The 17,290-nt window shown below is 42.9% G+C and carries 16 protein-coding genes and 1 pseudogene; 10 read left to right on the forward strand and 7 right to left on the reverse strand.

Features of this window, described 5'->3' with window-relative positions; translation table 11 throughout:
- Positions 1 to 448 precede the first annotated feature (448 nt).
- The 5 genes from dtd (at position 449) to AC1DQW_RS26230 (ending at position 4,882) form a co-directional block, all read left to right on the forward strand.
- On the forward strand, positions 449 to 901 hold the full coding sequence (gene dtd / locus AC1DQW_RS26210) for a D-aminoacyl-tRNA deacylase (protein WP_477456755.1): 453 nt from the start codon (positions 449 to 451) through the stop codon (positions 899 to 901).
- 66 nt (positions 902 to 967) lie between these two features.
- Positions 968 to 1,342: a GxxExxY protein gene (locus AC1DQW_RS26215; protein ID WP_477456756.1), complete on the forward strand. Its 375-nt coding sequence runs from the start codon at positions 968 to 970 to the stop codon at positions 1,340 to 1,342.
- Between the two features lie 187 nt (positions 1,343 to 1,529).
- Complete coding sequence (locus AC1DQW_RS26220) at positions 1,530 to 2,765, forward strand: cystathionine gamma-synthase family protein (protein ID WP_477456757.1); 1,236 nt, start codon at positions 1,530 to 1,532, stop codon at positions 2,763 to 2,765.
- A 26-nt stretch (positions 2,766 to 2,791) separates the two neighbouring features.
- On the forward strand, positions 2,792 to 3,592 hold the full coding sequence (locus tag AC1DQW_RS26225; protein ID WP_477456758.1) for a helix-turn-helix domain-containing protein: 801 nt from the start codon (positions 2,792 to 2,794) through the stop codon (positions 3,590 to 3,592).
- Between the two features lie 81 nt (positions 3,593 to 3,673).
- Positions 3,674 to 4,882: a serine hydrolase domain-containing protein gene (locus AC1DQW_RS26230; protein ID WP_477456759.1), complete on the forward strand. Its 1,209-nt coding sequence runs from the start codon at positions 3,674 to 3,676 to the stop codon at positions 4,880 to 4,882.
- 21 nt (positions 4,883 to 4,903) lie between these two features.
- Here AC1DQW_RS26230 and rsgA read toward each other — a convergent pair whose 3' ends face one another.
- The gene (rsgA, locus tag AC1DQW_RS26235; RefSeq protein WP_477456760.1) at positions 4,904 to 5,824 is read right to left on the reverse strand and encodes a ribosome small subunit-dependent GTPase A; all 921 of its coding nucleotides are present in this window, start codon (positions 5,822 to 5,824) and stop codon (positions 4,904 to 4,906) included.
- A gap of 255 nt (positions 5,825 to 6,079) precedes the next feature.
- Between rsgA and thrA the strand changes: the two genes are divergently transcribed.
- The 4 genes from thrA (at position 6,080) to AC1DQW_RS26255 (ending at position 11,518) form a co-directional block, all read left to right on the forward strand.
- On the forward strand, positions 6,080 to 8,530 hold the full coding sequence (thrA, locus tag AC1DQW_RS26240; protein ID WP_477456770.1) for a bifunctional aspartate kinase/homoserine dehydrogenase I: 2,451 nt from the start codon (positions 6,080 to 6,082) through the stop codon (positions 8,528 to 8,530).
- A 56-nt stretch (positions 8,531 to 8,586) separates the two neighbouring features.
- Positions 8,587 to 9,588 carry a homoserine kinase gene (locus tag AC1DQW_RS26245; RefSeq protein ID WP_477456761.1) on the forward strand — a complete coding sequence of 334 codons (1,002 nt, stop codon included), beginning with the start codon at positions 8,587 to 8,589 and terminating at the stop codon, positions 9,586 to 9,588.
- A gap of 147 nt (positions 9,589 to 9,735) precedes the next feature.
- The gene (gene thrC / locus AC1DQW_RS26250; RefSeq protein ID WP_477456762.1) at positions 9,736 to 11,046 is read left to right on the forward strand and encodes a threonine synthase; all 1,311 of its coding nucleotides are present in this window, start codon (positions 9,736 to 9,738) and stop codon (positions 11,044 to 11,046) included.
- Positions 11,047 to 11,146: 100 nt separating this feature from the next.
- Positions 11,147 to 11,518, forward strand: a complete 372-nt coding sequence (locus AC1DQW_RS26255) for a hypothetical protein (protein ID WP_477456763.1) — start codon at positions 11,147 to 11,149, stop codon at positions 11,516 to 11,518.
- A gap of 82 nt (positions 11,519 to 11,600) precedes the next feature.
- On the opposite strand, the gene AC1DQW_RS26260 is transcribed toward AC1DQW_RS26255, so the two are convergent.
- Positions 11,601 to 11,783 (reverse strand): hypothetical protein, encoded by a 183-nt coding sequence (locus AC1DQW_RS26260; protein ID WP_477456764.1) that lies wholly within the window; start codon positions 11,781 to 11,783, stop codon positions 11,601 to 11,603.
- Positions 11,784 to 11,855: 72 nt separating this feature from the next.
- Here AC1DQW_RS26260 and AC1DQW_RS26265 point away from each other — a divergent pair, with 72 nt between their 5' ends.
- On the forward strand, positions 11,856 to 12,461 hold the full coding sequence (locus AC1DQW_RS26265) for an HAD family hydrolase (protein ID WP_477456765.1): 606 nt from the start codon (positions 11,856 to 11,858) through the stop codon (positions 12,459 to 12,461).
- Positions 12,462 to 12,514: 53 nt separating this feature from the next.
- Here the strand turns inward: AC1DQW_RS26265 and AC1DQW_RS26270 are convergent, their stop codons facing one another.
- The 5 genes and pseudogenes from AC1DQW_RS26270 to AC1DQW_RS26290 form a co-directional block, all read right to left on the reverse strand.
- Positions 12,515 to 13,036 carry a dihydrofolate reductase family protein gene (locus AC1DQW_RS26270; RefSeq protein WP_477456766.1) on the reverse strand — a complete coding sequence of 174 codons (522 nt, stop codon included), beginning with the start codon at positions 13,034 to 13,036 and terminating at the stop codon, positions 12,515 to 12,517.
- Positions 13,037 to 13,048: 12 nt separating this feature from the next.
- Positions 13,049 to 14,434, reverse strand: coding sequence for a LutB/LldF family L-lactate oxidation iron-sulfur protein (locus tag AC1DQW_RS26275; protein WP_477456767.1), 1,386 nt, complete (start codon positions 14,432 to 14,434; stop codon positions 13,049 to 13,051).
- 128 nt (positions 14,435 to 14,562) lie between these two features.
- Complete coding sequence (locus AC1DQW_RS26280; protein ID WP_477456768.1) at positions 14,563 to 16,113, reverse strand: M28 family peptidase; 1,551 nt, start codon at positions 16,111 to 16,113, stop codon at positions 14,563 to 14,565.
- A gap of 158 nt (positions 16,114 to 16,271) precedes the next feature.
- The gene (gene rpiB, locus AC1DQW_RS26285) at positions 16,272 to 16,706 is read right to left on the reverse strand and encodes a ribose 5-phosphate isomerase B (RefSeq protein ID WP_477456769.1); all 435 of its coding nucleotides are present in this window, start codon (positions 16,704 to 16,706) and stop codon (positions 16,272 to 16,274) included.
- Positions 16,707 to 17,092: 386 nt separating this feature from the next.
- Positions 17,093 to 17,290, reverse strand: a pseudogene (locus tag AC1DQW_RS26290) (IS110 family transposase); the annotation flags it as partial.

Raw genomic sequence — 17,290 nt, forward strand, 5'->3', positions numbered from 1 at the left:
CTTATCTACAAGATGCTGCGCTTCTTTAATTTCCATAACACGAATTTAAATAAACACGAATTTCACAAATTAAATCGAATTGTCCCGAACGTAAGAAACACGAATTTCACGAATGGGAGCGAATTGACACAAACCAATTGGGATGGATTTTTCGAATTAAAGGGGGAGATTATATTTTAGCGACTTATCTACAAGATGCTGTGCTTCTTTAATTTCCATACACGAATTTTAAATAAACACGAATGTCACAAATTAGATCGAATTGACACAAATCTGATTGGTAAAAGGCTTTACTGACACGAATTTTAATAATCGGGCGAATTGGTATGGTTCTGAGTTCAGGGCTTCAGGTAAAATGGGCTGGTGGTTTTTATTCGCTACTAATCCGCTTGAATTCGTGAAATTCGATCTAATTTGTGACATTCGTGTCCATAAAATTCGTGTCTATATGAGAGCAGTATTACAACGGGTTATCGAAGCAAGTTGCAAAGTTGATGGCCAGGTTACCGGGCAAATAGGCGCCGGTTTTTTGGTATTGCTGGGGATTGAGGATGCAGATGCCGAAGACGACCTAAACTGGCTGGCCAATAAAATTGCCGGTATGCGTGTTTTTGGCGATGAGAATGGTTTGATGAATAAAGCATTGGCTGATATTAATGGCGATATCCTGCTAATATCGCAGTTCACGCTATTTGCTCAAACCAAAAAAGGAAACCGCCCATCATTTATTCGCGCCGCCAAACCCGATAAGGCAATACCTATGTATGAACAAATGATAAAAACACTGGAAATTATCACGGGTAAAAAAGTAGCTACAGGGATTTTTGGGGCCGATATGAAGATTAGTTTAGTGAATGATGGGCCGGTAACTATTGTAATGGATACAAAGGATAAAGAATAGACACGAATTTATTTATCGCTGAATTAGTGAAATTCGATTCAATTAGTGAAATTCGTGTATAATTATATGGCTGAAATACTATTCAAGGACGAATCTTTTAAAATAATTGGCGCTTGTTTTGAAGTTCATAAGATATTGGGGCATGGATTTAAGGAAATTGTTTATAAAGATGCCCTGGAGTTTGAGTTTAAACGATTAGGTCTCCCATTCGAGAAAGAGAAACCATATTCCATTATCTACAAAGAGCAAAAACTCAAACACTTTTTTGTTGCAGATTTTGTATTATATAACACGATCATCCTTGAAATTAAAACAGGAAACTATATCGGTGATCCCTATATTAAACAAACTCTCAACTATTTAAAAGCCTCGGGCTTAAGATTAGGTATTGTAATAAATTTCGGCTCCCCCTCGGTAGAATATCAAAGAGTAATCATATAATATCCCCTTTAATTCGAAAAATCCATCCGAATTGATTTGTGTCAATTCGTTCCCATTCGTGGAATTCGTGTCCGTAAAATTCGTGTCCATAAGATTTGTGTTAATTCGATTCAATTCGTGAAATTCGTGTCCATAAAAATCCTTAAGTTCGCAACCGCTATTATTTTATTTTACTAATAGGTTCACAATGACGACTAAAAGAGGCTTCACAACTACCCTGCTACACTCCGATCGCTTAGGCAAACCTGAGCACGGTTCTTTACATAAACCCGTTCATACTTCGGTTACTTACGGACACGAGGATGTGCAGGACCTGGTAGATATTTTCCAGAACAAAAAGAAAGGTTACGCATACTCACGCCAGGGCAACCCTACAGTTACCGCGCTGGAGCATAAAGTAACCCAGATGGAAAAAGGCTTATCGTCTGTTGCGTTTTCAACCGGCATGGCAGCTATTTCGGCTACCATAATGGCGCTTATTAAGCATGGGGACCATATTGTTGCCAGCTCGTTCCTGTTCGGAAACAGCCGCAGCATCTTTCAAACCTATATTGACATGGGTTTGGATATCACTTTTGTTGATGCTACCGATGCTGAAAATGTGCGCGGCGAAATTAAAGATAACACCAAGCTTGTTTTTGTTGAAACAATAGCCAACCCAGCTACACAAATAGCCGACCTGGAAAGCATTGGTGAAATTTGCCAGCAAAAAGGCATTTTATATGTGGTTGATAATACCATGACCTCGCCTTACCTGTTTAATCCCATTGATGTTAAAGCCAGCCTGGTTATTAACTCATTAACCAAATACATTGGCGGCCATGGCGATGCCCTGGGCGGCAGCGTTACCGATACGGGTTTATTTGACTGGAGTGTATACCCTAATATTTTCCCCGGCTTTAAAACCCAGGTAAAACCCGAAGCCCTGGGCATGACGCAGGTACGTAAGAAAGGTTTACGTGATGCCGGCGGCACATTATCGCCAGAAGCTGCTCACTCTATCTCTGTAGGATCAGAAACCCTGGCCTTACGTTTAGAGCGGGCCTGCAACAATGCGCTGGCATTGGCTACTTATTTTGAAAGCCATCCAAAAATAAAAAAGGTGTTTTATCCGGGACTGGTAAACCACCCGCAACACGATAGGGCCGCAAAACTATTTACCAAATTTGGTGGATTGATGAGCATCGAACTGGATGAAAGCATTGATTGCCTTGCTTTTTTAAATAAGCTACAGCTTGTGGTAAAATCAAGTAACCTTGGCGATACCCGTACGCTTGCTATCCCGGTAGCACAAACCATATTTTTTGAGCTCGGCGCCGAAAGACGGGCCGAAATGGGTATTCCCGAAACCATGATCCGTTTATCGGTTGGCATTGAAGATTTGGATGATTTGGTGGAAGATTTTAGGAACGCGTTGGAATAGATAGTTTTAATTGCTACATTGCTATAATGTTTAACTACGCAGAAATAGCTGCAGATATTGGCGTTAAATCATATATCCGTAAATTCTGGATAGTTAATAACCTGCATAATCCTCTTTTTACAGATGGATTATACGCATTGCCAAACGGTAGCTTCACATTGGCTTTTATTAGCGGAAACGGGGCTTTTATAGAAACAGGCAGTAATGAAGTTAATTTAAAACCAGGCATTTATTTTGTTGGACAGATAACCCAAAGAATAAAATTAAGTATCAATCCGTTTTCAAAAGCTATAATGGCCCAGGTATCTCCCTGGGCTGCTTCGTTATTTACCCAATGCCCGCAAAATGAATTAACAGATCAGATTACTGAAGTTAAACTGCTTAACAAAAAGCTGTATGAGGTATTAAATAACCTGGATATTACAGATGATACCGTATTAATCAAAGCCATATACAGCGTAATTGAAAAGGATTTATCAGGCAGTTACGATACAGCTATGATTAAAACTGTTTTTACCCTTTTTAATAGCGGTTTAACCCACTCGCAATTAAAAATGATTGATTTATCCGCGCAGATTGGTTTTTCTAAAAGACATATCGAAAAAAAGTTTAAACAATATGTGGGTCTGTCGCCCAAGGAGACTTATTCTATATTAAAGATCAGGTCTTTAATAAATGAATTGGGCGCAAAGCAATCGCTAACCAGCCTGGCATTTAGATATGGCTATTATGATCAGTCGCACTTTATTAAAAGTTATACAACGATAATGGAAAGCTCCCCGGCCAAGTTTAATAAAACCGACTATATTTTACCATTTAAATTTTAGGCGTTCGCTTTTATACTATTTTCAGGCATCTTATCTTATTATTTTTGAATCGCCTTATTTAAGGTAATTTAATTTATCTCCATGTTAAAAAGTATAATAATCAGGCGTTGCTTATTAGCCTGCTGCTTGTTACTATTTGTTTATAATAGAACTACGGCCCAAATCAACTCCGACTCGCTTACCTATAAATTAAACCAGGCTTTTTTAAAAGACAGCCTACCGGGGCTAAGTGTGGTTTTGGTTAATGCGCATAAAGTTATCTATCAAAAAAACTTCGGCTACGCCGATGTGGGCAACAAAATTCCCTATACAACAAGCACCGTTCAAAATATAGGGTCGGTAAGTAAAACGGTAATTGCGGTTGCCTTGATGAAGGCTATCGAACTAAAATATTTTACCCTCGAAACCGATATCAACCAAATTTTACCTTTTAAAGTGATTAACCCCAACCAGCCGGATAGTAAAATAACCATAAGGGAATTGGCCAACCATACGTCGGGTATTATTGATAACCCCGAAATTTACCCCTACACCTACAAATTCTATCCTAAGTTACGTTCGTATGATAGCACGGCGTTCGGCCTGTTGCAGCAATTAGGTTTTGGGGATAAGGTGAGGGATACCACCTTGAAAAGCTTTTTTTATAACTACCTGGCGCAGGAGGGTAAATATTATAACAAGGAAAATTTTGGCCAGGGGCTGGCTGGTAGTGCTTCCACTTATAGTAACATTGGGTCGGCATTAGCGGCTTATCTCATCCAACTTAAGTCGGGATTATCTTATGCCGATTTTACCCGCAAATATATTTTAGCGCCGCTAAAAATGTCGCATTCCGGGTGGTCGGTAAGTTCGGTAAATTTAAAAGACCTTGCCCGGCTTTATTACGATCAAAGCCGGTGCTTCCCCCTTTACGATTTGCTTACCTATCCTGACGGGGGACTGAAAACATCGGCCGCCGATTTAAGTAAATACCTGATGGCGATGATCAGGGGATACCACGGCGATACAGCTTTATTAAATCCTCTTTCTTTTAAAACGATGTTCACGCCCCAATTTTCCAAAGAACATCCACCCAAATACATCAATTTAACCTACCGGAATAAAGGCATCTTTTGGAATTTGTATACCAACGGTACTATTGGCCATGATGGTGACGACCCCGGCGTTGGCACGTTCCTGTTCTTTAATCCTGGCACGGGTATGGGAGGCTTGTTTTTAACCAATAAATATTTACCCAATAAACAATTGATAGTTGATATACTGGTAAAAGCAGCAAGTGGTACGCCGTAATTCCTTTTTCTTGACCCTTCTTTATGCCCTCGTATCATTCCCATGATAAATGCTCAAATAGCTTTCATAGCGCGATAGTTCAATATCGCCCTCTTCCAATGCTTCCAGCACAGCACAGCCGGGTTCGTTAATATGGCGGCAATTGTTGAACCGGCATTGGTTCATACGCGAGCGCATCTCGGGGAAAAAGTGGCTCAGTTCATTTTTTTCTATATCGATAACACCCAGTTCGCGGATGCCGGGTGTATCAATGATAAACCCGCCCTGGGGCAGTTCAAACATTTCGGCAAAGGTGGTGGTGTGCATTCCCTTATCGCTCCACTCAGATACCATATGGGTGCGCAGGTCCAGGTTAGGCAACAAGGCATTAATCAGGCTTGATTTACCTACGCCGGAGTGGCCCGAAAAAAGGGTTACTTTATCTTTTAAAAGTTCCTGTACTTTATCAATGTTGGTCCCCTCAAGCGCCGACACCTCGAAGCAGGGGTAACCAACCTTTTCATATACGGCTTTATAATCGGCCAGTATTTCCAGCCCTTCGTCGCTAAACAGGTCGAGTTTATTGAAGATTAGCCTGGCAGGGATGTCATAGGCTTCGGCTGTAACCAAAAAGCGGTCTATAAACCCTAATGAGGTACGTGGCGAGGCCAAAGTAACTACCAATAGCGCCTGATCCAGGTTGGCAGCTATGATCTGCGCCTGCTTGCTCAGGTTAATAGCTTTGCGAATAATATAATTTTTACGCTGATGCAGCTTTATTATCACGCCGTTTTCCTGGTCGGGCTCCATATCAAAATCCACCACGTCGCCTACTGCCACCGGGTTGGTGGTAGTGATACCCTGCATCCTAAACTTTCCTTTTATCCGGCAGTCTATTTTTTGCCCGTCGGGTGTTTGCACCTGGTACCAGCTTCCGGTCGATTTTGTTATTAATCCCTGCATTTAGGGGTGCAATTTAGGAAACATAACAGGCATTGAAAAAATAAAACATTTTTAGCTTGCGAATTAGGAAAATATCTATTTACTTTGTCGACATTAAATATGATAGTTAACAACACCATTATTACATCAATTATTACCATCGGCAAAATAACCGGGGGAAGATAATCGTATGGTGTAAAACATAAAAGAAACCAAATGAAAGCCTTCCTCCGCAAAGAGGAGGGCTTTCTTATTAATATTGATACTAACCCAACAATGAAAGTTCTAAAATTCGGTGGCACATCCGTAGGATCAGTTGCAAGCATCCAAACTCTTTTAAACATACTAAAAGATGAAGTTAAAAATGAAGACAAGCCGGTAGTTGTATTATCGGCCATGGGCGGGGTAACCAACCTGCTTGCTGCAATGGCCGAAGACGCCGCCAATGGTAAAGAGTTTACCGCATCATTAGCCGAGCTGGAAAGACGCCACTTTGAAGTGGTAAAAAGCCTGCTTGATGTGCAAAATCAAAACCCGGCCTTTACCCGTTTAAAAATTCACTTTAACCAGTTAGAGGAATTATTGCAGGGTGTACTAACCCTAAGAGAACTTACACCCAAAACCCGCGACCAGGTGTTAAGCTACGGAGAACGCTGCTCAACCATAATGGTAAGCAAAATTGCCGCCCAGTATTTTAAAGAAGTATTGTATATTGATGCTGCCGACGTAATTAAAACCGACAGTGCTTTTGGCAATGCCAAAGTGAACACCGAGCTTACGGAGCAACTGATCCGCGGTTTACACCAGGAAAATAAAGATAAAATATTGTTTGTTACCGGTTTTATTGCAGGTAACGATGCCGGCCAAACCACCACTTTAGGCCGCGGTGGCTCTGATTATACCGCTGCTATATTTGGCGCCGCGCTAAACGCCAAAGAAATCCAGATTTGGACTGATGTAAACGGTATGATGACCGCCGACCCGCGTATGGTTAAAAAAGCGTTTTCCTTAACCGAGCTTACCTATACCGAAGCCATGGAGCTATCTTATTTCGGCGCCAAGGTGATTTATCCGCCAACCATGATCCCGGCATTCCTGAAAAAGATCCCCATCGTTATCAAAAACACTTTTGAACCGGAGTTTGAAGGCACGGTGATCCGCCATGATTGTAAGGCATCAAGCCTGCCTATCAAAGGGATCTCCTCTATCAATAATATCAGCATCCTTAATTTAGAGGGTAGCGGCATGGTAGGAAAATCAGGTTTTAGCGGTCGTTTATTCTCGTTGTTGGCCAGGGAGCAAATCAATATCATTTTAATCACCCAATCGTCGTCAGAACACAGCATCACCTTCGCGGTACAACCACAGGATACCGAAAAGGCTAAACAACTGATAGAGCAAGAATTTGAACTTGAACTCCTGGCCAAAAAACTGGAGCACCTGGTTATCGAAAAAAACCTGGCTATCCTTGCTGTAGTAGGCGAAAACATGAAGCAAACACCGGGCATGTCGGGCAAGTTGTTCCATGCACTGGGCCGTAATGGGGTTAACGTGAGGGCTATAGCCCAGGGCTCATCCGAGTATAATATCTCGGTTATCATATCTGCCCATGACCTGGCTAAGGCGCTAAACGCGGTACACGATGCTTTTTTTGTGCAGCTAACCAAAACACTACATGCTTTCTGCCTGGGTACCGGCAACATTGGTAAAACACTGTTTAACCAGCTAAATGCCCACAGTGAGTATTTAAAAGATAATAATGGTATCCAGGTTAAAATAGCAGGCATCAGCAATACCCGCAAAATGACTTTTAACAGCGATGGTATCTCTTTGGATACCTGGCAAAATGATATCGAAGCTTCACCATACGCTGCCGACCTGAAAGAGTTCATTGATAAAATGAAAGATATGAACCTGCCAAACTGCGTGTTTATTGATAACACCGCCAGCCCTGTACCGGTAGGTTTTTATGAGGAAGTTTTTAAAGCCAATATCTCGGTTATCACCTGTAATAAAATAGGCAACTCGGCCAGCTATAAACAATACCGTACATTTAAAGATACCGCCCGCCGCCATGGTGTCGATTTCTTTTACGAAACCAATGTGGGTGCAGGCTTACCTATCATTAATACACTAAAAAACCTGATGAATAGCGGCGACAGGGTGCAACGCATCGAGGCCATCCTATCCGGAACCATATCCTTCATCTTTAATAATTTTAAAGGCGACGCCAATTTTCATGATGTGGTAAAAGAGGCTCAGGAAAAAGGCTATACCGAACCCGATCCGCGCGACGACCTGAGCGGGAAAGATTTTATGCGCAAAATGCTCATTCTTGCCCGCGATGCAGGCTACGCAATGGAAGAAGCAGACGTTGACATTGAAAGCGTATTACCAAAAGCCAGCCTGGAAGCCAAAACGGTTGATGATTTTTACGCTACCCTTAAAACCGAGGATGCCCATTTTGCAAAACTAAAAGACCAGGCCGAAAAAGATGGTAAAGTATTGCGCTACATAGGCAAGCTGGAGGATGGTAAAGTAACCATCACCCTGCAAATGGTTGATGAAAACCACCCTTTCTACATGCTATCGGGCAGTGATAACATTATATCTTTTACAACCGACCGGTACAAAGAACGCCCGCTGGTAGTAAAAGGCCCGGGCGCAGGTGCCGAAGTAACCGCTGCCGGTGTATTTGCTGATCTGATTAACCTGGGAGCGAATTAGAAGCCCCCTAACCCCCCGGCCCCCTGAAGGGGGAGGAATAGTTTGATAAATGTTATATGGAAGATAATAGAATACAAGATTTGAAAATAACCCCATCTTTAGCTCCCCCTTCAGGGGGCGGGGGGGGCCTGGCCAGCGTTCACGTTTTTGCCCCGGCTACCGTTGCCAATGTAGTATGCGGTTTTGATGTGCTCGGTTTTGCCGTTAATGAACCCGGCGACGAAGTGATTATGCGGATGACCAATAAACCGGGCATTACCATTAGCAAAATTACCGGCGACGACGGACGTTTGCCGATGGATCCGGCAAAAAACACGGTGAGCGTGAGCGTGCAGCATTATTTGCAAAGTGTTGGCCGTACCGATATCGGGCTGGACATCGAACTGCATAAAAAAATGCCGATAGGTAGCGGGCTTGGTTCAAGCTCGGCAAGTACGGTAGCAGGTTTGTTCGCTATCAAAACCTTATTGGGCGATGATAGTGATCCGGCTAAACTGTTACCGTTCGCGATGAAGGGTGAAGAAATGGCCTGCGGTCACGGCCATGCGGATAACGTAGCGCCGGCGCTTTTGGGCGGTTTTGTACTCATCCGCAGTTACGAGCCTTTGGATGTTGTGCGTTTGCCGCATCCGGCCGGTTTATGGTGTGCCATTGTATTTCCCGATGTGGATGTGCCAACAAGGGAGGCCCGCCAGATCATCCGTAAAAACATCCAGATGAAGGATGCCGTTACCCAGTGGGGCAATATAGCAGGCCTGGTAAGCGGCTTGTTTATGAACGACATTGACCTGATAGGCCGCAGCATGAAGGACGTTTTGGTTGAACCCGTACGCTCGATGCTGATTCCCGATTTTTACAAAATGCGCGAAATGGCCATGGAATTGGGCGCGGTAAGCTTCGGCATCTCCGGCTCGGGTCCATCCGTTTTCGCTTTTACAAAAGATGAAGATACAGCCAGGCGCATCACTCAAAAATTGCAAAAGCACCTAACCGGCCTTAAAATTGGTTCAAATGGTTATGTATCAACAATAAATGATGCGGGACCAAGGGTTCTTTAAGTCAAAAGTGAAAATTCAAAAGTCAAAAAGGGTGTCATCCTGAGCCTGCAGAAGGACGCGCGCAGAGGCCTTGCCACCATGCTTCGACAAGCTCAGCATGACATCCCCAACAAATCCGAAATCGAAATTCCGAATTCCAAAATCAAAATGAAACTCTACAGTACCAACAACATTCAATCAGAAGTATCTTTTAAAGACGCGGTTTTTAACAGCATGCCGCAGGATAAAGGTTTATACATGCCCATCAGCATCCCGCGCTTAAATGCTGATTTTATCAGCAACCTGGATAAATATACCCTGCCCGAAATCGCTTTTGAGGTAGCTAAAAACCTTTTAGGCGATTCTATGCCCATTGATGACTTAAAGGCTTTGATTGATGATGCCATCAACTTTGATGCGCCTGTTGTAAAACTGGATGATAACGTACATGTACTGGAACTTTTTCACGGACCATCACTGGCGTTTAAAGATTTTGGCGCCCGTTTCATGAGCCGGGTAATGAGCTATTTTTTAGAGGATGGCGAAAAACAACTGGATGTTTTGGTTGCTACAAGCGGTGATACCGGCGGTGCTGTTGCTTTGGGTTTTTTAGGTGTACCTAATACAAGGGTTACTATTTTATACCCAAAAGGCAAGGTAAGCGGCGTGCAGGAACAGCAGCTAACAACCAATGGTCAAAACATTCGTGCACTGGAAATCGACGGTACTTTTGACGATTGCCAGGCCCTGGTTAAACAAGCCTTTACCGATGCCGAACTGAATAAAAAATTCCGCTTAACATCGGCCAACTCTATTAATATAGCCCGTTTAGTGCCTCAAACTTTCTATTACTTTAACGCCTACGCGCAGCTGTTAAGGCAGGGCGTTAAAAAAGTAGTGTTCTCTGTACCCAGTGGTAATTTTGGCAACATCGGCGCTGGTTTGCTGGCCTGGAAAATGGGTTTACCTGTAGAGAAATTCATAGCTGCCACCAATGCAAATGACACCGTACCCTCGTTTTTGAAAACAGGTGTTTATCAGCCTAAGCCATCAGTAGCAACGCTATCAAACGCCATGGATGTTGGCAACCCGAGCAATTGGGTGCGTATTGCCGACCTGTTTAAGGCAGACATGGAAGAGTTGAAGAAATTGGTGGTGGGCTTTACCTATAACGACGAAGAAACAGTAAAAGCCATCAACTGGGTATTTGATACTTATGATTACGTGGTTTGCCCACACACCGCTATTGCCTGGCAGGCCTTAACAGACTATCAGCACGATCATGGCAGTGCAGATACCGCGGGCGTATTTTTAGCAACCGCCCATCCCTGCAAATTCCCCGATGTTTTTAGTAATGAAATAGCCGCCAAAATTGACGTACCGGCACAAGTGAAAGAGTTAGAATTAAAAACCAAACTCGCAATTGCTTTAACCAAGGATTTTAAAGATTTTAAAGGGTATTTGCTGAACGCTAAGTAATAAGCTACTTGATGCCCGGCTTAGACTTCCGAAGTTTTAAAAACTTCGGAAGTCTTGTTATTCATTCGTCAATTTTGCTATTCGTAGTTATATTTGATCTGTGAAACCTACTTTAATACTTAACAAAAATATCATCGTCGTGCTTGGCGTAGTTATCCTGTCATTTGCTGCTTGTAAACGGCATCAAAAATTCAATAGTGACAACTGGAATGATGGAGATGGCCTAACCTTCAGCTATCGTGCCAATATGGTTGACGATCTGTTGCAAAATCACAAACTAAAAGGTTTAAAATACCAGGAGGTTATTCACCTGTTGCACCGCCCGCAACAGAGCAATCAAAGCCAGATGGTTTATGAAATTGAAGAATTAAACAAGCCCGGAAAACCGCGCTATGTAAAACAGCTTATCCTATCGCTAAAGGACTCTGTAGTAACAGATGCTAAGATTTATGAGCATACTGCTAATAAATAATGCTCTTTATTTATTAAACTGAGGGTTATTTGAAAGCAATCTTTTACTATGATGCACTGTTAGCACATCAATTTTTGATTTATTATTTCAACCATTTGGCCAGGCTTTCTTCAGCTTCCTTTGTTGATAATGTTTCGCCATTATTAGATTGTTCCAAACCAATATCAATTTTATTCAGCAGCATTAGTCTGTCCAGTATATCTTCAAAGCTAAATTCACCCGGCAAATCATTTACCGTTTTTAATACTTCTTCCTTTGTCAGCATGATAAACTTATTTAACAATCTAATTTACTAAATAATTTTTAAAGTGTTTATTTGCTCAAAGCTTTTAATAACATGATCAACACTATCATATTCGACCTCGGTGCAGTTTTAATTGACTGGAACCCACATTACGTATATCGTACCATTTTTGATGATGAACAGGAAATGAAGAATTTCCTGGCTACTGTTTGCACATCCGATTGGAATGAAGAACAGGATGCCGGCCGCTCTTTACAGGAAGGTACCGACCTGCTTGTTGCCCAATTCCCTGAACATGAAGCCAACATCCGGGCGTTTTACGGCCGCTGGGTTGAAATGCTGGGCGACCCATTTCATGGTACTGTTGAAATATTTAAACAATTAAAAGAGAGCAATAAGTATAAGATCTACGCGCTTACCAACTGGTCGGCAGAAACCTTCCCCTTTGCTGTGGCCCGTTTTAATTTCCTGGACTGGTTTGATGGGGTTGTGGTATCCGGTACCGAAAAAATGCGCAAGCCCACCCCTGAGTTTTACCAGGTACTGCTTGATCGTTACAATGTAAACCCCGCCGAATCTTTGTTTATTGATGATAATTACCGCAATGTTTTAGCCGCAGAAAAAATGGGTATTAAAAGCATTCACTTTAAATCGGCAGAGGAGTTATCGGCAAAACTGAATGAGCTTGGGGTTTTGTAATTGATATTGGTGTTGTATTTCAGAAATTTAAATAAGCGGGGATACCCCGTTTTTCAATCAACCTCCGGCTTAAAAGCATACCTTAACTGAACCAGCCCGCTCGAAAACTGTTCGCTCCCAAGAAACAACAGGTTGGTTCGATCTTTAACCTTAAACAACGGTTTCCCCGTGCCTAAAATTACGGGGTGAACAGCCAGCATAAATTCATTGATCTGCCGCTGCTCTATAAATGCCGAAACCAGCTCTGCACCGCCAAACAGCCAGATATTGCTGCCCGGCTGATGCCTGATCTCATCCACCCGCTGCTTAAAATCTGCCGAACGGATAATTTCCGAATTGCCTTCAACTGTTGTCAGCGTATCCGAAAAAACATACATTTTAAGCGCCGCAAACAATCCCGGCCCCGCGCTCATGAGCACTTCATAACTTTTACGGCCAAGAAAAATGGCATCGGTGTTGTTCAAAAAATCGGTCATCCCGTAATCCTGATCGGCAAAACACCAATCATATTCGCCGTTTGGCCCCTCAATAAAACCGTCGAGGCTCACGGCCAGGTTCAAAATTATTTTCCGCATATATAGGTGTGCTTATTCTTCGCCCTGGTGTTTTTCCTGCCACTGTTTACTGAATGATTTTTCGGCAACTTCCGGCATTTCCCTTAGGTGTCCCCAGGTACGCTTAAAGAAGAAACGGAGGAAAAAGTTTTTCATTTTACCGCCAAAAAAATCGGTTAGTTTACGTTTCAACATCCCTTTTTTCCAGATGGTCCAGCCCCAGCGTTCTTTATTGGTTACTAAACCCTGGTTAACTGAATCCCGGCGGTTCAGGAGCAGCATTTTATGGATATCTATCTTCACCGGGCAAACCTCGGTACAGCTGCCGCAAAGACTTGATGCATAGCTGAGGTGTTTAAACTCCTGCATCCCGCTGGTATGCGGGGTTATGATAGAGCCAATTGGCCCGCTATAGGTAATATTATAAGCATGACCGCCTATGTTTTGAAACACCGGGCATACATTAAGGCAGGCCCCGCAACGGATACAATATAATCCCTGGCGCTGCTCTTTTTGGGCAAGCAGGTTGGTGCGGCCGTTATCAAGCAATACCACGTACATTTCTTCGGGGCCGTCGGTTTCATCTGGCTGGCGCGGACCGCTCAAAATGGTGTTATATACCGTAAGATTTTGGCCTGTGCCATGCGTAGACAACATTGGCCAAAACAGGTCGAGATCGTTAATAGACGGGATGATCTTTTCGATCCCCACTACGGCAATATGAATTTTGGGGAAGGTAGTGCATAAGCGCGCGTTCCCCTCGTTCTCGCTGATGGCTATACTGCCGGTATCGGCCAGCAGGAAGTTGGCTCCTGTTATGCCTACATCGGCCTGTAAATATTTGTCGCGGAGCAATTCCCTTGCCTTCAGGGTTAGCTGCTCGGGAGTAGCATCTATGGGTGTGCCAAAGCGTTCATGAAACAGTTTGGCAATATCCTCTTTGCTGAGGTGCATAGCCGGTGTAACAATATGGTACGGTGCCTGCCCCAGCAACTGTACAATGTATTCGCCAAGATCGGTCTCTAATGATTCAATATTATTTTCTTTCAGAAATTCATTCAGGTGAATTTCTTCGGTAACCATTGATTTTGATTTTACTACCGTTTTGGCTTTTGCTTTTTGGATGATATTCAGGATCTCGCGGTTGGCTTCTTCGGCATCATTGGCCCAGATCACCTTGCCGCCCCTGCGCTGGAAATTGGCTTCAAACTCCGGTAAAAATTTATCCAGGGTCTCCATCACTTTCCACTTGATCACGTGCGCCTTCTTTTTGGCATTGTCAAGGTTAGCGATGCGTGAAAGCCCGCTTGCCGCAGCCGCGCTGTACTTATCAATACTGTTATTGATAATACGGCGGTGATCAACATCAAATGCCTTTTCTTCCGAGGCAATCAAGAACTCTTCGGCAGTGCTACCCATATATGCGAATTTAGGTTTTTTTTTGTAGGAGACGCATATCTGCATCTTATATACTACAAAAAAGGGGCGCAAATTTGCGCCCCTGCATTAATATTCGTCTTTTGGTCAAACTCAATCAACCATACACCTTATTTGGAAGGCACCACGTCGAGCGCTGGTTTTTTATCCCTGTTGGCTAATTCCCAGCCGGTATAAAATACCAGCTGCGCACGTTTTGCCAATAACGGGAAGTTGATTTTACTTACCTCATCGCCTGGCTGATGGTAATCGGCATGCACACCATTAAAATAAAATATGATTGGTACACCGTGTTTAGCAAAGTTGTAATGATCGCTGCGGTAGTAAAACCTGTTAGGATCATTAGGGTCATCATATTTGTAATCCAGTTTAAGTTTAGTGTAGGTATCATTCGCTTTTTCGCCAATGTCATGCAGATCTTTGCTCAACATGGCCGAACCTATTGAATATACATAATTTGCAGAATCGGGTTTGCCAATATACTCTTCACCCACACGGCCTATCATATCAACATTCAGGTCGGTAATCGTATTAGCCAAGGGATACACCGGATGATCGGTATAATATTCAGAACCTAACAGGCCTTTTTCTTCGCCCACATTGCCTAAAAATAAAACGCTGCGGCGCGGACCATGACCATCTTTTTTAGCCTGTGAAAACGCACGGGCAATTTCAAGAATCCCGGTAGTACCAGATCCATCGTCATCGGCGCCGTTATTTATTTTGTCTTTTGCATTGGGGTCGGTTTCTAAACCGATGTGATCATAATGGGCCGAAAATACCAGTACTTCATCTTTCAAATCGGTACCGGGCATATATCCTAATACATCAACCGCTTTAACATCGGTATGGTCATTGGCGTAATCAGCTACAAAATCTGCTTTAGCGGTTACAACCGGAGTAGTTGCAGCGGCCGCTTTTAAATCAGCATAAGTTTTACCGGTCGATTTTACTAATTCATCGGCAATAGCGGTGCTTATATGTAATACACCTATAGCTTTAGAAGCTGCAGGACCTTCCTTAATGGTTAAACGCGGGCTTGCAATACTTTTACCAAAACGCTTAAGCAAACTCGACAGTTCGCCATTAGCCGCCAAAATAATTGAAGGATTTTTGCTTTGCAGGTTTTTTAATACCTGCAGGCGTGCCGTACTCATGCGTACAGCTGTATTTGCAGCCTTACCTGCCACTGGTTTATCCTCGTTGATCCATAGCACAACTTTGCCTGTCAAATCAGTGGTTCCCAGTTCGCTATCGGTACCAAAACCAACAAATACAACGTCACCGGCTTTGATGCTATTATCCGGAACTGTGCCATTTGGAAAGAAATCCTGCCCTAATACAAATGATTTTCCATTAACAGTAAATGCCGATACTTTTAAAACATTTTGCTCCAACGGTACATCATAAAAATACGAGCCTTTTACAGAGGCATGTAAGCCTAATTTTTTAAACTCGGCGGCAATGTAATTGGCTGCTTTTTCGGCACCGGGTTTGCCGGTTTCACGGCCTTCAAATTCATCGGATGCTAAAATGCTCAGGTGCCTTTTTGCATCCTCGGCGCTGATCAGCTTCGCGTACTTCATTGCAGTGGGGTTTTGCTGTGCACAGGCACTTACCGCAATAGCTGCAGAAAAAGTAAGTAATGTAATTTTCTTCATGTATGATTATTAATTTAGTCAGTTTCTTTTTGGTCAGTGGTCAGTGGTCAATGGTCATTAATCAGTAGTCATTGGGGAGGGGTATGTCGTCTTTAGCTCTTCTGCTTTAGCTTTTTCTCCTGTCCTTGCTCCTTTGTCCAAAAATCTTTTGTCCCTCTTCAACAAGCCATCTTCTCTACCCTTGTGGCGTGCCTGCCGCCTTCAAAGCTGGTATTAAAAAAAGCATTTATTATTTTTTTGGCCTCATCAATGCTGATAAAACGGGCCGGGATACATACTATGTTGGCATTATTGTGGCTCCGGGCCAGTGCAGCCAGTTCCTCGTTCCAGCAAATGGCAGCGCGGATTCCCTGGTGCTTGTTGGCGGTTATAGCAACACCGTTGGCGCTGCCGCAAACCAATACGCCCAGGTCGCATTCACCGCTTTCAACTGCCGATGCTACAGGGTGTGCAAAATCGGGATAATCAACAGAGGCGCCTGAATAAGTTCCAAAATCTGTTAGCTGATCTGCAGGAATATCTGCTGATAAAGCCTGTTTATAATCAAAGCCGGCATGATCGGCACCAATGGCAATTTTAAGCCCTTCTTTCATTGTACAAAATAGTTTTTGCAAATGTGCAAAATTAGGATGACAGATGCGCAGATTTCAGCTATGCAGGTGTGCAGATTATTTTAAATAAGAAGATTGTTACAATGATGCAGGTTTCAGATGTGCAGATTTCAAATGTGCAGATATGCAAATGATTTAAATAAGAAGATTGTTGCAATTCATATAAACTACCGGTTATTGCGAGTGGTAAAATTTCGCGAAATGCTGAAGGGAAATGCCGTTTTAAAAGGTTTTTTTGCAAACACGTTGTAGGTAGGTACGAAGCAATCGCATACTATGCAGAGTGTACCTGTACAGTTCGCGATTGCCGCGCTGTGCTCGTATTATAGGTCTACGATATATCCAAATTTTATTTAAAAGAGTTGTTTTTAGGCGACTCTTTTATAGTTCTCCACATAGGTTTCACCTCTTTTCACTAAAGAGAACATTCTAAGGATCAACTTGAATTTTACATTGTTAAGCACTAGCGAGTAATCTTTTCTTTTGAGTAAGCGTTCTGCGTATGCACGAATTTCAGGGTCATGAATGACGGCCGTTTTAGCGGCCTGATTAAGCTCCTGTTTAAG

The organism is Mucilaginibacter sp. P5_A4, from assembly GCF_056400605.1.

What these genes read in the sequence shown, in the direction of transcription:
- AC1DQW_RS26260 (WP_477456764.1), bottom strand. Translation starts at nt 11,783, where the DNA reads ATGCTGACAAAGGAAGAAGTATTAAAAACGGTAAATGATTTGCCGGGT.
- AC1DQW_RS26230 (WP_477456759.1), top strand. Translation starts at nt 3,674, where the DNA reads ATGTTAAAAAGTATAATAATCAGGCGTTGCTTATTAGCCTGCTGCTTG.
- AC1DQW_RS26215 (WP_477456756.1), top strand. Translation starts at nt 968, where the DNA reads ATGGCTGAAATACTATTCAAGGACGAATCTTTTAAAATAATTGGCGCT.
- AC1DQW_RS26280 (WP_477456768.1), bottom strand. Translation starts at nt 16,113, where the DNA reads ATGAAGAAAATTACATTACTTACTTTTTCTGCAGCTATTGCGGTAAGT.
- AC1DQW_RS26220 (WP_477456757.1), top strand. Translation starts at nt 1,530, where the DNA reads ATGACGACTAAAAGAGGCTTCACAACTACCCTGCTACACTCCGATCGC.
- dtd (WP_477456755.1), top strand. Translation starts at nt 449, where the DNA reads ATGAGAGCAGTATTACAACGGGTTATCGAAGCAAGTTGCAAAGTTGAT.
- AC1DQW_RS26245 (WP_477456761.1), top strand. Translation starts at nt 8,587, where the DNA reads ATGGAAGATAATAGAATACAAGATTTGAAAATAACCCCATCTTTAGCT.
- thrC (WP_477456762.1), top strand. Translation starts at nt 9,736, where the DNA reads ATGAAACTCTACAGTACCAACAACATTCAATCAGAAGTATCTTTTAAA.
- rsgA (WP_477456760.1), bottom strand. Translation starts at nt 5,824, where the DNA reads ATGCAGGGATTAATAACAAAATCGACCGGAAGCTGGTACCAGGTGCAA.
- rpiB (WP_477456769.1), bottom strand. Translation starts at nt 16,706, where the DNA reads ATGAAAGAAGGGCTTAAAATTGCCATTGGTGCCGATCATGCCGGCTTT.
- thrA (WP_477456770.1), top strand. Translation starts at nt 6,080, where the DNA reads ATGAAAGTTCTAAAATTCGGTGGCACATCCGTAGGATCAGTTGCAAGC.
- AC1DQW_RS26265 (WP_477456765.1), top strand. Translation starts at nt 11,856, where the DNA reads ATGATCAACACTATCATATTCGACCTCGGTGCAGTTTTAATTGACTGG.
- AC1DQW_RS26225 (WP_477456758.1), top strand. Translation starts at nt 2,792, where the DNA reads ATGTTTAACTACGCAGAAATAGCTGCAGATATTGGCGTTAAATCATAT.
- AC1DQW_RS26270 (WP_477456766.1), bottom strand. Translation starts at nt 13,036, where the DNA reads ATGCGGAAAATAATTTTGAACCTGGCCGTGAGCCTCGACGGTTTTATT.
- AC1DQW_RS26275 (WP_477456767.1), bottom strand. Translation starts at nt 14,434, where the DNA reads ATGGGTAGCACTGCCGAAGAGTTCTTGATTGCCTCGGAAGAAAAGGCA.